At 72.8% G+C, this 13,542-nt stretch carries 10 protein-coding genes and 2 pseudogenes; 5 read left to right on the forward strand and 7 right to left on the reverse strand.

All coding sequences use genetic code 11. The features are described from left to right. Window positions 1–8: 8 nt before the first annotated feature. From GA0070618_RS01260 to GA0070618_RS01285, 7 genes and pseudogenes are all read right to left on the reverse strand, one after another. Complete coding sequence (locus GA0070618_RS01260) at window positions 9–1,499, reverse strand: phosphatase PAP2 family protein (RefSeq protein WP_088979980.1); 1,491 nt, start codon at window positions 1,497–1,499, stop codon at window positions 9–11. Between the two features lie 78 nt (window positions 1,500–1,577). Further along, the gene (locus tag GA0070618_RS01265) at window positions 1,578–2,579 is read right to left on the reverse strand and encodes a YihY/virulence factor BrkB family protein (RefSeq protein WP_088979981.1); all 1,002 of its coding nucleotides are present in this window, start codon (window positions 2,577–2,579) and stop codon (window positions 1,578–1,580) included. Then, window positions 2,572–3,576, reverse strand: a complete 1,005-nt coding sequence (locus tag GA0070618_RS01270) for a diacylglycerol/lipid kinase family protein (RefSeq protein ID WP_088985197.1) — start codon at window positions 3,574–3,576, stop codon at window positions 2,572–2,574. Before GA0070618_RS01270 ends, GA0070618_RS01265 begins: the two co-directional genes overlap by 8 nt. 172 nt (window positions 3,577–3,748) lie before the next feature. Beyond that, window positions 3,749–3,925, reverse strand: a pseudogene (locus GA0070618_RS35625) (Clp protease N-terminal domain-containing protein); the annotation flags it as partial. Between the two features lie 192 nt (window positions 3,926–4,117). Then, a pseudogene (locus GA0070618_RS35630) lies at window positions 4,118–4,288 on the reverse strand (Clp protease N-terminal domain-containing protein); the annotation flags it as partial. Then, entirely contained in the window at window positions 4,288–4,524 is a 237-nt protein-coding gene (locus GA0070618_RS01280; RefSeq protein WP_088979983.1) for an HTH domain-containing protein, read from the reverse strand. The pseudogene GA0070618_RS35630 and the gene GA0070618_RS01280, both read right to left, overlap by 1 nt. Window positions 4,525–4,606: 82 nt before the next feature. Continuing rightward, complete coding sequence (locus GA0070618_RS01285; RefSeq protein WP_088979984.1) at window positions 4,607–6,103, reverse strand: FAD-dependent oxidoreductase; 1,497 nt, start codon at window positions 6,101–6,103, stop codon at window positions 4,607–4,609. A 62-nt stretch (window positions 6,104–6,165) separates the two neighbouring features. Here GA0070618_RS01285 and GA0070618_RS01290 point away from each other — a divergent pair, with 62 nt between their 5' ends. The 5 genes from GA0070618_RS01290 (at window position 6,166) to GA0070618_RS01310 (ending at window position 13,530) form a co-directional block, all read left to right on the forward strand. Beyond that, window positions 6,166–6,795 carry a TetR/AcrR family transcriptional regulator gene (locus GA0070618_RS01290; RefSeq protein ID WP_088979985.1) on the forward strand — a complete coding sequence of 210 codons (630 nt, stop codon included), beginning with the start codon at window positions 6,166–6,168 and terminating at the stop codon, window positions 6,793–6,795. A gap of 261 nt (window positions 6,796–7,056) precedes the next feature. Next, the gene (locus GA0070618_RS01295; protein ID WP_088979986.1) at window positions 7,057–9,039 is read left to right on the forward strand and encodes an endo-1,4-beta-xylanase; all 1,983 of its coding nucleotides are present in this window, start codon (window positions 7,057–7,059) and stop codon (window positions 9,037–9,039) included. 241 nt (window positions 9,040–9,280) lie between these two features. Further along, window positions 9,281–10,111: a universal stress protein gene (locus GA0070618_RS01300; RefSeq protein ID WP_088979987.1), complete on the forward strand. Its 831-nt coding sequence runs from the start codon at window positions 9,281–9,283 to the stop codon at window positions 10,109–10,111. A gap of 136 nt (window positions 10,112–10,247) precedes the next feature. After that, complete coding sequence (locus GA0070618_RS01305; RefSeq protein ID WP_088979988.1) at window positions 10,248–12,641, forward strand: phosphoketolase family protein; 2,394 nt, start codon at window positions 10,248–10,250, stop codon at window positions 12,639–12,641. Window positions 12,642–12,666: 25 nt separating this feature from the next. Further along, the gene (locus GA0070618_RS01310) at window positions 12,667–13,530 is read left to right on the forward strand and encodes a universal stress protein (RefSeq protein WP_088979989.1); all 864 of its coding nucleotides are present in this window, start codon (window positions 12,667–12,669) and stop codon (window positions 13,528–13,530) included. The last annotated feature ends 12 nt before the right edge of the window (window positions 13,531–13,542 follow it).

A 13,542-nucleotide genomic window follows, 5' to 3' on the forward strand; every position in this document is an offset into this window, starting at 1 on the left:
GCGACGGTTCAGTCGACCCGGCCGGCCTTGACCAGCTCGTCGTCGAGGGTGTGCACGTCCTCCGACTCGATCGCGGGTCGGTTGCCCTCGGCCACGTCGGCGTTGGGGCGGACCACCCAGTAGAGCAGGCCCACCCAGCACGCGGTGAGCATCATCGCGCCCATGAAGTCGGTCGGGTGGTGCATGCCCCGGTACATCCGGGAGATCGCCACCCCGAGCGGCATGACCACGGCGAGCCCGACGAACACCCAGCGCCACCAGCGGTCGGTGCGCGGGAACACGACGATCGCGATGGCCACCCAGACGCAGAGCGTCGCGGCGATGTGGCCGGACGGGAAGGAGGAGGTGGGCATCGGCCCGTCCAGGTTCTCGATCGGCGGGCGGGGCCGGTCCACCGCCGCCGCGCTGGCCAGGAAGAGGGTCAGCTCACCGAACATGGTCAGCGCCACGAAGAGCACCGGCCGCCAGCGCCGCCACACGGCCAGCACCAGCGGGCAGAAGACCAACGAGATCAGCAGGATGGCGTGGGTGTCGCCGACCTTGCTCCACCAGTGGCTGAGGTCGTCCCGGCCCGGGGTGCGCTGCGCGTCGAACCACTCCGGCACGGCGCGGTCCATGGTGGCGAAGAAGGTGCCGTCGGCGTGGTAGCTGACGAAGGTGCCGAAGCCGTAGAGCACGCCGAGCACCAGCACCCAGCCGATGATCAGCTCGGCCACGCCGGCCCGGGGGTGGGGCAGCAGCCGCTCCTCGTCGGGCGCGGGGGCGACGTCGTGCGCGGCCTCCGGTTCCAACCCCTCCTCGATCGGTACGGCCGGTCGGCCGCGCTCCAGCCGCCACAGCCGGAACGCGTACGCGGTGACGCCGAGCCAGACCGCGCCGAGCAGCCAGGCGCCGAGCACGTCGGAGACGAAGTGGACGCCGAGCGCGATCCGGGTGAAGCCGATCAGCGCGACGACGAGGGCGGTGAGCGCGATGGCCGGCTTGCGCCACCGGCGGGACATGGCGGGCAGGAAGACCAGCAGCAGCGCGCCGTACGCCACCATCGAGCCGAGCGCGTGCCCGCTGGGGAAGCTCTCCCCCGAGTAGGTGCCGATGGGCACCTCGACCTCGGGCCGCAGCCGGTCGACCAGGGCCTTGACCGTCGGGTCGAGGATGAGCGCGCCGGCCCCGGTGACCAGGAGGTAGACCGCGAGCCGGCCCTGCCTGCGGATCAGCAGGCCGACCACGCCGACCGACACCAGCCAGAGGATCACCGCCAACCCGCCGAGGTCGGTGACCGCGTTCAGCACGGTGACCAGCGGGCCGTGCGGGGCGATCTGCTCGTTGAGCCAGGCGGCGATGCCGTGGTCGACGTCGTAGAGGGGGGTCCACCGGCTGCGGACGCCGACGAGCAACACCCCGAAGGCGACCCCGGCACCGAGGACCAGCGCCAGTCCGGCGAGGCTCCGTTCGGTGAAGTGTCTCAGGGGTCGACGTAGAACCTCTCTGACCGTGGTCACGCCCAGCCTCCCTTTTCGCCTCTGGCGAGGCGATGTACCCGGACGGCCGGTTCGGTACACGCTCCCCGGGCGCGGGGGTCAGAGGGCGGTCATCTCCCCGGTGTCGTGGATCTGCTCCCGGTGCGAGTCCGGCTCCCAGAGGTCCGGTTGGGCGGGCTCCTGCACGCCGATGCGCAACGCCTCCAACTGGGCGGCGAAGGCCAGCCCGCCGAAGAGCGCCATGCCGGTCAGGTTGGCCCAGAGCAGCAACGCCATCATTCCGGTCAGCGGGCCGTACGTCTGCCCGAAGTTGTCGCCGAAGGCGACGTAGCCGGCGAGCAGCAGGCTGGCCAGCCACCAGAGCACGGTGGCGATGGCCGCCCCGAAGAACAGCCAGGACAGGCCGGGCTGCTTGCGGCGCGGCGCGTGCCGGAACAGCACGGCGACGGCGAGGACGGTCAGCCCGAGGCTGAGCGGCCAGCGCAGCACGCTCCAGACGCCGTACGCGACGTCGCCCCAGGCGTAGTGCCGGCGTACCGAGTCGCCCATCGCGCCGCCGCCGACGAGGATGAGGAAACCGAGCAGCGCCGGCAGGCCGGCGGTGACGGCGAGCACGGCGGCCCGCAGGTACTTCCACAGTGCCGGGCGGTCCCGCTCGACGCCGTAGATCCGGTTCGCGCCCCGCTCGATCTGGGCCATGGTGGAGGTCAGCGCGACCAGTCCGGTCAGCAGGCCCAGGGTCAGCGCCAGCTCGCCGACCCGCTCGGTGCGTTCCCGGTCGCTGAGCAGTTCCTTGACCATGTCGTCGCTCGCGCCGGGGCTGAGCGCGAGGACGGTGTCCGCGACGACCTCGCCGCCCTCCTCCACGCCCAGTTCGCTGATCAGGCCGGTGAGCGCGATCATGAACGGCACCACGGCGAGGCAGAGCTGGAAGGCGAAGGCGCGGGCGTGGCTAAAGCCGTCGCCGTAGCGGAACCGGACGAAGGCGTCCCGCAGCAGGGTCCAGCTGCCCTCGCGGCGCAGGGTGTGCCAGGCGTCGTCGGCGGAGAGTTCCTCGTCCGCCATGCACCGGGTCTCGGGGACGATCCGGGTGCTACTCACCGCGTGCCTCCTCGACCCGGCGTTCACCCCGCTCCGCCACCGCGTCCGCGTCCTCGGTCAGGTCGGGCGCCTGCGCCGGGCGCGGTACGCAGAGCCACAGCGCCCCGGGGCGGATCTCCGCCCGCAGTGACCGGCCGGGTTCGATCAGGTCGCCGTCGAGTTCCCGGGGCTGCGCGCGGTTGCTGGTGATCTCGACGCGTCGGCACCGGAGGACCTCCATCCGGGGCACCCGGTCGCGGCGGCGCACCACCGCCCAGCCGAGTTCCAGCCACTGCCGCAGCGTGCGCGGGGTGAGCACAGCCACGTCGAGGTAGCCGTCGTCCGGTTCCGCCTCGGTCAACAGGGTCACCCCGCCCTGGAGCCGCCCGACGTTGGCGACCAGCACCGACTTGGCACGGCGGCGCAGCGGAGGCCGGTCGTCCACCCGGATGCTGACCTTCATCGGCCGGTCCCGCAGGTGGCGGGCGGCACCCACCACGTACGCCGGCCAGCCGATGCGCGCCTTGGTGGTCTCGGAGGTGTCGGCGAGCATCTGGGCGTCGAAGCCCATCCCGGCCATCACCACGAAGTGGTGCCCGTCGACGGCCCCCACGTCGAGTCGGCGGCGTCCCTGCTCGACGGCCACCTCCAGTCCGGCGGCGAGGTCGCCGGAGAGACCGAGGTTCGCCGCGAGCAGGTTGCCGGTGCCCTGCGGCAGCACGGCCAGGGCCACCTCGGTGCCGACCAACCCGCTCACGCAGGACATCACGGTGCCGTCACCGCCGCAGGCGAAGACGACGTCCACGCCGGCCGCGACGGCCTTCTCGGTCTGGCCGCGTCCCGGGTCCTCGACGGTGGTCTCGTACCAGAGCGGCTCGGACCAGCCGGCGGCGGTCAGGGTCTCGTCGACGACGCGCCGCAGCTCGTCGAGATCGGCGACCTTGACCGGGTTGACCACCACGGCGGACCGCAGCCCGCGCCGGTCCGCCCCGCGCCGTCCACCCTTTCCAGCATCCACGGCGTCAGTGTGCAGCAATGCGGCGGCGGCAGCGACCCGGCGGTGTCCGTCGTCGGGCACACCACAAAAAGGTTTCCGGCGGGTGCCCGGTGGTCAGGAGCCGCGACGAGACCTGGCGGCGGCGCTGCGCCGCCGCCAGGTCTCGTCAGGCCACCGCCCGCACCGCCACGTCGACGCGGTGGCGCAGGTCGCGCAGGTCGACACCGGCCTCGACGAGCACCTGACCGGCCAGGCCGGCACGTTCGTGCCGCAGGCCGAGCAGGATGTGCTCGGTGCCGATGTGCCGGTGCCGCAGGTGCAGCGCTTCGCGTAGGGCCAGTTCCAGCACCTTCTTGGCCCGGGGCGAGAAGGTGCCACCCTCCGAGCGCCGCCACCAGCCCCGGCGGCGCGACGGCGGGGTGGGGCCACGCAGCGCGCCCGGTCCGAAGGTCTCCTCGATCCGCGCCTCGATGGCAGCCAGGTCGATCCCGATCTCCCGCAGCGCGTCGGCGTCCGCCTCGCCGAGCACCGCGCCCCGGTCGACCTGCGCGACGATCCGCGCGCGCAGGTCGTCGGCCGGGAGACCGAGGTCGGCGAGCACCTGGGTGGCCAGCGCGTCGGGGTCGGCGAGCAGGGCCAGGAGCAGGTGCTGGGTGTCGACCGGCTGCGGGCCAGCCTCGTCCCGGGCCCGCCGGACCACCTCGCGGGCCCGGACGGTGAACCGTTCGAACATCACGCCTCCCAGGAGTGCTCGACCGCCGGACGTCCGGCGTGCTTCTTGTGGACCGCCTGCCGGCTGACCTCGAGCGCGTCGGCGATCTCCTGCCAGGACCAGCCCGCCCGTCGGGCGTTGTCCACCTGGACCACCTCCAACCGCTCCAGCAGCCGGCGCAGGGCGAGCACGGCCCGCAGCCCGACCCGGGGGTCGGCGCTGCCGGCCGCGGCCGCGAGTTCCGTCGCCTGACTCATGCCGTCAATCTACGTTGACAGCTCGGCGATTGTCAACCTCAGTTGACAATCGCCACCCGTTCGGGCGGCATCCCGAACGTCCTCACAGACAGCGGAGGTAATCGGCGACCGCTCCCGCCTGCGTCGGGTCGGCGACCAGCCCGACGTGTCCGTCCGGGCGGACGAGGACCAGGGCGTCGGTGCCGTAGGCATCTGCCACGGCTCCGTCGTCCAGGAAGCCACCCGGCCCGACCAGGTACGACCGGACGGTGTCGGTGGCGACCTCCCCAAGCACCCCGGCGCAGCGTTCGCCGAGGCCGAGCAGGGTGAAATGCGGTCCACGGAAGAGGTCGAAGAGACGGGTCGACGCGCCGGTGACGCCGTCGCGCAGCGGCGCGTCCGGCGCCCGGTCACCCGGTACGGGCCCGACGGTCCGGCCCGGGGCGTGGCGGGAGAGTCGGCTCCACGGATAGCGGAGCATGAGTTGGGTGAGTTCGGGCGAGGCCACGGCGTCCACGCCACCGCCCGTCTCCCTGATTGCGGCGAGTACGGCGTCGAGCCGTTCCGACGTGATGTCGAGCAGCCAGCTCGCGATCGGCAGCCGTTCCTCCTCGTACGTGTCGAGCAACTCCGCACCCGCCGTACCCGCCAGCACGAGGCCCAGCTTCCAGCCGAGGTTGTAGGCGTCCTGGATGCCGCTGTTCATGCCCAGGCCCCCCGCGATCGGGTGGACGTGCGCGGCGTCTCCGGCGAGGAACACCCGGCCCACCCGGAGCTGGTCGACCATACGGACGTTGACCCGGTAGGTCGAGCGCCACGACAGGTTGCGCAGCCGCACGGTCGGGATGCCGGCGACCCGGTCGAAGGTCCGCTGGAACCGTTCCAACGTCGGTTCCAGGGGCGAACCGTCCCGGTCGAGTTCATGGGACGCCTGCACCTGGAAGGCGTCGGCGCCGGGGAGCGGACACAGCATGATCGCACCATCGGCGGTGAACCACTGGTGCCAGGCGTCACGGCCGAGCCCGTCGACCTCGACGTCGCCGACGGCCATCAGTTGGACGTCCGGCGTCCGGCCGCGCAGACCCAGGCCGAGCGCCTTGCGGACGGCGCTCCGGCCGCCATCGCAACCGACCAGGTAGCGGGCCCGGATCTCGGTCCCGCCGACGGTGGCCGTCACGCCGTCGGCGTGTTGGTGGAAGCCGCGCAGTTCGGCGTCGCGTTCGACGGCGACGCCGAGGTCGTCCAGCCGCTCGCGCAGGATCTGCTCCACCCGCCACTGGGGGATCATCAGGCCGACCGGGTACGGCACGTCCGGGGTGGGCACCCGTCCGGCCTCGGGGTCGATCTCGTCGACCACCTCCGCCCCCCGGTACTTGCGGTGCGGCATGTGGGTGGCCCCGGAGGCCAGGATCCGGTCGACCACCGCGAGGTCGTCGAAGACCTCCAGGCTGCGGGGGCTCAGGCCCTTGCCACGGGAACCGCGCGGGAACTCCGGCGCCCGATCGACGATGCGCACCGCGACGCCGCGCCGGGCAAGGTCACACGCGAGCGTCAAGCCGGTCGGGCCGGCACCCACCACGAGAACGTCTACCGGGGCCATGCGCCCATCAAAACGTTACCGAGTTAAAAAAGCAACCCGGTTACTAACGTTACGCTGGTCAGATGACCGAGCCGACAGGGCTACGGGCCCGGAAGCGGGCACGAACCCGTGACGCGATCGCCGACGCGGCGATCTCCCTGTTCCTGGCGCACGGCTTCGACCAGGTCTCGGTCAACGACGTCGCCGCGACGGCCGAGGTTTCCAAGCCCACCCTCTTCCGGTATTTCGCCACCAAGGAAGACCTGGTGCTGCACCGGTTCGCGGACCACAACGGCGAGGCCGCGCGGGTCGTCCGTGACCGCCAGCCCGGCGTACCACCGTTGACCGCGCTGCACCGGCACTTCCGGGCCGGTCTCGACCGGCACGATCCCGTCACCGGCCTCAACGATCATCCCGAGGTGCTCGCGTTCCACCGGCTGGTGTTCACCACGCCGAGCCTGGCCGGACGGCTCACGCGGTACATGCTCGACGACGAGGAGGCGCTGGCGGACGCCCTCGGCCCGGGCATCGAGGCGCGACTGCGGGCCGCCCAGGTACTCGCGGTCCAACGGGTGCTCGCCCGGACCAACTGGCGGAAACTCGCCGACGGCCGGACCGCCTCCGACGTCCATCCCGAGGCGGTGTCCGACGCCGATCTCGCCTTCGCCCAACTCCTGTCCGGAACCGGTGGCACCACCCGCGACGGTTCCTGACCGGGAGAACCGTCGCTCCTGCCGTGATCCACGGACGGGGCCACTCCCGGTCGGTCGGGCGTCACGGATCACTTCCTCTGCGAACGCGCAGTCCGTACGATCGAAAGCCGTCAGCGGCATCCCGGCACGGGTGCCGCCGCGGAGCGGGACCACCCCACCGGCATGCGGGCTCATGCCGGTCGACCGGCGTGCGGTCCCCGCGTCCACCTCGCACCGACGCCCCCGCGCGCACCCACCGCGAACCACTGGAAGGACACCCCCATGCGCGCTGTCAGGACGCGCCACCGTCGGACGCTGCCGGGCCTGCTGGCCCTGGTCGCCCTCGCCACCGCCGCCCTCGCCACCGTGCCGCTGACCGGTCCGCCCGCCCACGCCGCCGACCCTGTCGTGGTGGTCGACGCCACCTTCGAGGACGGCACCACCCAGGGCTTCCGGGCCCGGGGCGGGGAGACCGTCGCGGTCAGCACCGCCGCCGCCCACGGCGGCACCCGCAGCCTGCTCACCTCCGCGCGGACCGCGAGTTGGCAGGGCCCCACCCTCGACCTGATCGACAAGATGGAACAGGGCAGGCGCTACGAACTGTCGGTCTGGGTCCGGCTCGCCGCCGGCCAGTCCCCCGCCCAGGTCCGGCTCAGCGTGCAACGCGACGCCGACGGCACCTCCGCCTACGACCAGGTCGTCGGCAACACGGCGGTCACCGCCGACGCCTGGGTCCGGCTGCGCGGCACCTACGTCCTCGCCCACAACGTGGACGGCCTGTCCGCGTACGTGGAGACCGCCAGCGGCACCGCCGACCTGCACGTCGACGACTTCACCCTGTCGTACCAGCCCACCAAGCCGGTGCAGACCGACATCCCCGCGCTGCGCGACGTCCTCGCCGACGACTTCCCGATCGGGGCGGCGATCAGCAACCGGCAGATCATCGGCGACCAGGCCACCCTGCTGCGCCGCCACTTCTCCACCGTGACGCCCGGCAACGCGCTCAAGTGGGACGCCACCCAGCCGGCGGAGGGCACCTTCCGGTGGGCCGACGCCGACGCGCAGGTCGACTTCGCCACCGCCAACGGCCTGGCCGTCCGGGGACACACCCTGGTCTGGCACCAGCAGACCCCGGCCTGGGTGTTCACCGACACCGACGGCACCCCGCTGACCTCCGACCCGGCCGACAAGGCCCTGCTGCTGGACCGGCTGGAGACCCACATCCGGACCGTCGTCGGCCGGTACGGCGACGCGATCGGCGTCTGGGACGTCGCCAACGAGGTGATCGACGAGAACCAGGCCGACGGCCTGCGCCGCAGCCGGTGGTACGAGATCACCGGCCTGGACTACCTGCGCACCGCCTTCCGGGTGGCCCGCGAGGTCGCGCCGACCGCGAAGCTCTACCTCAACGACTACAACACCAACGTGCCCGCCAAACGGGACAAGCTGCGGAACCTGGTGAGCCAACTGCGCGCCGAGGGCGTGCCGGTCGACGGGGTCGGGCACCAGATGCACGTCAACATCCAGTGGCCGTCGGTCGCCGAGACCGAGGCGATGCTCCAGGCGTTCGTGCCCCTCGGGGTGGAACAGCAGGTCACCGAGATGGACATCAGCATCTACACCAACAACGACGAGTCCTTCCCCACCCCGCCGGCCGACCGGCTGCTCACCCAGGCGTACAAGTACCGGGACCTGTTCGCCCTTTACCGCCGGTACGCCGACGAGCTGACCTCGGTGACCCTGTGGGGGCTGGCCGACGACGACACCTGGCTGGACACCTTCCCGGTGGCCCGCAAGGACGCGCCGCTGCTCTTCGACACCGAACTCCAGGCCAAACCGGCCTACTGGGGGATCGTCGACCCGACCCGGATCAACCCGACCCCGTCGCCCACGGTGAGCCCCTCCCCCACGGGCACGCCCACCCCGGACCCGACCGGCGGGGTGGACTCCTGCCGGGTCACGTACGCCGTCACCAACCAGTGGTCGGGCGGCTTCCAGGCGACCGTCCGGGTCAGCAACACGGGCACGCAGGCCCGCACCGGCTGGACGCTGCGGTGGAGCTTCCCGGACGGGCAGCGGGTCACCCAGCTCTGGAACGGCACCCACCAGCAGTCCGGCGCCGACGTGACGGTCTCGCCCGCCTCGTGGAACGGCACCCTGCCGGGCGGCGGGACGGTCGAGGTCGGCTTCCTCGGCAGCTGGTCCACGGCCAACACGCACCCGTCCGCGTTCTCCCTCGACGGCCTGCCCTGCCTCCGCGGCTGAGCAGTCACCACCCCGCCGGGTGGTAGGAGGGGTCCCCTGTTACCGCTTTTTGCCGAGCAGGGGACCCCTGCACACACCCCAGCACTGCCCCGGCACCCTCCTGCACACACCCCGGCACGCCCCAGCGCATCCCGGCATACGCCCCGGTCGGTGGCTCCGGTTCCGCCGACTCGCCCTGCCGGCGGCGACCGCGCCACTACTGTCGGCGATGACGCGGTGACGGCCGGGAGGTGACGCGACCATGAGCGCAGCCGCCGACGCGCCCGTGGTGGTCGGGGTGAGCGGGTCGGACGAGAGCCTGCCGGTGGTACGGCTGGCCGCCCGGGAGGCGGCCGAGCACGGGCGGCGGCTCTCCGTGCTGCACGCCTTCAACTGGGAGGCGGCCCTGGCCGCGCCGAGTCTCGCCGGGGCCCGGACCGAGGCGGAAGGGGCGATCGACCGGGCCGTCGGGGCGGCCAGGGAGGTGGACGCCGACCTGCCGGTGGACGCGCACGTCGTCGAGGGCGCGGCGGTGGCGGTGCTGCTGCGGCAGTCCGAGTCGGCCTTCCTCGTCGTCGTCGGTGACGGCGGCATGACCACCCGGGACTGCGTGTCGCCCGAGGCGGCGGCCGTGCAGGTGGCCTCCCGGGCCGGCTGCCCGACCCTGGTGGCCCGCCTCGACCCGCCTCCGACGGGGCCGGTCGTGGTCGGACTGGACGGCTCGGCCACCTCCCGGTTCGCGCTGGACTTCGCCCTCGACTGCGCCGCCCGGCACGACGGCCGGCTCCGCGCGGTCCGGGTGGTCGAGCCGAACGGCGACGGGACGCGAACCGAGCGGGAGGTCGCCGACCTGCTCGCCCAGCGGGGATCGCGGCACCCGGCGGTCACCGCCGAGCCGGCGGTGCTGCGCGGCGATCCCGGCCAGGTGCTGATCGACCAGTCCCGTTCGGCCCGGCTGGTGGTGGTCGGGGCCCGGGGTGACCAGCCGTGGCGGGGCCTGCTCGGCGCGGTCAGCCAGTCGCTGCTGTACCACGCGCCTGCCCCGGTGGTGTTCATCCGTGGGGTCACCGACGTCCCCCTGGAGACGCCGTGACCGACGGGTCGTCCCGCCCGGTGGTTCCGGGACCAACGACCCTGCTTCCACGGCGGCGGGCGGGCGAGGCTGGATCCGCCGGACGAATCCGCCGTTCCGGATGCAGGATCCCCCGACCCGCGAGAGGCTTGCGCAGATGGACACCGCTCTGGAGCTGCCCGCGCCGCTGACCGACGACGCGCTTCGCCGGCTGGACGCCTACTGGCGGGCGGCCAACTACCTGACGGTCGGCCAGATCTACCTGCTGGACAATCCCCTGCTGCGGGAGCCGCTGCGCGTCGAGCACGTCAAACCCCGGCTGCTCGGCCACTGGGGCACCAGCCCCGGCCTGAACCTGCTCTACGCGCACCTCAACCGGTTGATCGTCGACCGTGACCTGAACGCCGTCTTCGTCACCGGCCCCGGTCACGGCGGCCCGGCCCTGGTGGCGAACACCTGGCTGGAGGGCACCTACAGCGAGCGGTACCACTCGGTCGGGCGGGACGAGGCCGGCATGGCCCGGCTGTTCCGCCAGTTCTCCTTCCCCGGTGGCATTCCCAGCCACGTGGCCCCGGAGGTGCCCGGCTCCATCCACGAGGGCGGCGAGCTGGGGTACGCCCTCAGCCACGCCTACGGCGCCGCGTTCGACAACCCCGACCTGCTGGTCGCCTGCGTGATCGGCGACGGCGAAGCGGAGACCGGCCCGCTGGCCGGCAGCTGGCTGTCCAACGTCTTCCTCAACCCGGCCCGCGACGGCGCGGTCCTGCCGATCCTGCACCTCAACGGCTACAAGATCGCCAACCCGGCGGTGCTGGCCCGGATCCCCACCGACGACCTGCTCGCCATGCTGCGCGGCTTCGGCCACGAGCCGTACGTGGTCGAGGGGGACGATCCGGCGCGGGTGCACCAGGCGCTGGCCGCCACCCTGGACCGGGCGGTCGACGAGATCGCCGCCATCCAGCGGCGGGCCCGCTCCGGGGAGACGGTCGGCCGGCCCCGCTGGCCGATGGTCGTCCTGCGCACCCCGAAGGGCTGGACCGGCCCGGACGTGGTCGACGGCAAGCAGGTCGAGGGGACCTACCGGGCCCACCAGGTGCCGCTGTCGAACATCCGGGACAGCGCCGAGCACCTGGCCGCGCTGGAGCGCTGGCTGCGGTCGTACCGGCCGGAGGAGCTCTTCGACGCCACCGGCGCGCCGGTGGCCGAGCTGACCGCGCTGCCACCGACCGGGGACCGGCGGATGAGCGCCAACCCGGTCGCCAACGGCGGGCAGGTGCTGCGGGACCTGGTCCTGCCGGACTTCCGGAAGTACGCGGTCGACGTACCCGAACCGGGCGCGCCCGGCGGCGGCGCGACCGGCGCCCTCGGCCCCTGGGTACGCGACGTGATCACCGCCAACCCGCAGACGTTCCGCCTGTTCGGCCCGGACGAGGTCGCCTCGAACCGGCTCGGCGCGGCCTTCGAGGTCACCGACCGGGTGTTCGTGGCCGACACCGACCCCGACGACGACCACCTCTCCGCCGACGGAAGGGTGATGGAGGTCCTCTCCGAGCACCTGTGCCAGGGCTGGCTGGAGGGCTACCTGCTCACCGGGCGGCACGGCGTCTTCACCAGCTACGAGGCGTTCATCCACATCGTCGACTCGATGGTCAACCAGCACGCCAAGTGGCTGAAGGTGACCCGGAACATCCCCTGGCGGATGCCGCTCGCCTCGCTGAACTACCTGCTCTCCAGCCACGTGTGGCGGCAGGACCACAACGGCTTCTCGCACCAGGACCCGGGCTTCATCGACCACGTGGTCAACAAGAAGGCCGAGGTGGTCCGGGTCTACCTCCCACCGGACGCGAACACCCTGCTCTCCACGATGGACCACTGCCTGCTCAGCCGGCACTACATCAACGTGGTGGTCGCCGGCAAGCAGCCCGCGCCGAACTGGCTGACCATCGACGAGGCCGTCCAGCACTGCCGGCGAGGCCTGGGCATCTGGGACTGGGCCAGCACCGACGAGGGCAGCGAACCGGACGTGGTGCTCGCCTGCGCCGGGGACGTGCCGACGCTGGAGACCCTCGCCGCCGCCGACCTGATCCGCCAGCGGCTGCCCGAGCTGAAGGTCCGGGTGGTCAACGTGGTCGACCTGATGCGGCTCCAGCCGCCGTCGGAGCACCCGCACGGGCTGCCGGACAACGAGTTCGACACCATCTTCACCCGGGACAAGCCGATCATCTTCGCCTACCACGGCTACCCGTGGCTGATCCACCGGCTCACCTACCGCCGGACCAACCACGGCAACCTGCACGTACGCGGTTACAAGGAGGAGGGCACCACCACCACGCCCTTCGACATGGTGATGCTCAACGACCTGGACCGCTTCCACCTGGTCATCGACGTGATCGACCGGGTGCCGGGGCTGGCCGCCCGGGCCGCGCATCTGCGGCAGGAGATGGTCGACGCCCGGCAGGAGTGCCGCGACCACACCCGGCGCTTCGGCGAGGACGACCCCCGGGTGGCGGAGTGGCGCTGGGTCCGTGAGACCGACCCGACGAACCGGTAGTGACCACGAACGAGAGGGAGGCATCATGAGCGACGAGGAGATTGTGGTCGGCTACGACGGCTCCCCCGACGCGGCGGCCGCCCTGGCCTGGGCGCTGGAGGAGGCCGGACGGACCGGGCAGCCGGTGCGGCTGGCGTACGTGTTCGAGTGGTTGACCGTGGGGGGATGGATCGGCCCCGGCATCGCCCCCGGCGCGTGGCCGGACGCCGCCGCCCGGCAGCAGGTGGAGCAGCTCGTGCAGCAGGCGGTCACCGACGCCGCCACGGCCAACCCGGGGCTGACCGTGCACGGCGAGGTGTTCGACGGGCCGCCCGCGCTGGTGCTCCAGGAACGCTCCGCCGAGGCGGCCCTGCTGGTGCTGGGCAGCCGGGGCCACGGCGGCTTCACCGGCCTGCTGACCGGCTCGACCGCCGTGTCGGTGACCGCTCACGCGCACTGCCCGGTCGTGGTGGTCCGCCGGGACACCCCGACCGCCACCGGGAAGCGGGTCGTGGTCGGGGTGGACGGTTCGGAGACGTCCCTGGTCGCGCTCGGCTTCGCGGTGGAACGGGCCGCCGGGCGCAACGCCCCGCTGCACGCGGTGCGGGCCTGGGCTCCGACGCAGTGGCGGGCCCAGGGCTTCGACCCGGACGAGGCCCAGGCGACCGAGCGGGCCAGCCTGGAGGAGTCCCTGCGGCAGTGGCGGGAGAGTTTCCCGGACGTCCCGGTGACCACCGAGGTGCTCTCCGGCAACGCCGCGTCGACGCTGGTGGAGGCGAGCCGGGACGCGCAGCTCGTGGTGATCGGCACCCGGGGCCGGGGCGGTCTGCGCGGGGCGCTGCTCGGGTCGGTCAGCCAGCAGGTGCTCCAGCACGCGCACTGCCCGGTGGCGGTGATCCGCCAGCGGTGACCGGCGACCGCG

Origin of the sequence: Micromonospora echinospora (genome assembly GCF_900091495.1) — a bacterium.
Taxonomy (GTDB): Bacteria; Actinomycetota; Actinomycetes; order Mycobacteriales; family Micromonosporaceae; genus Micromonospora; species Micromonospora echinospora.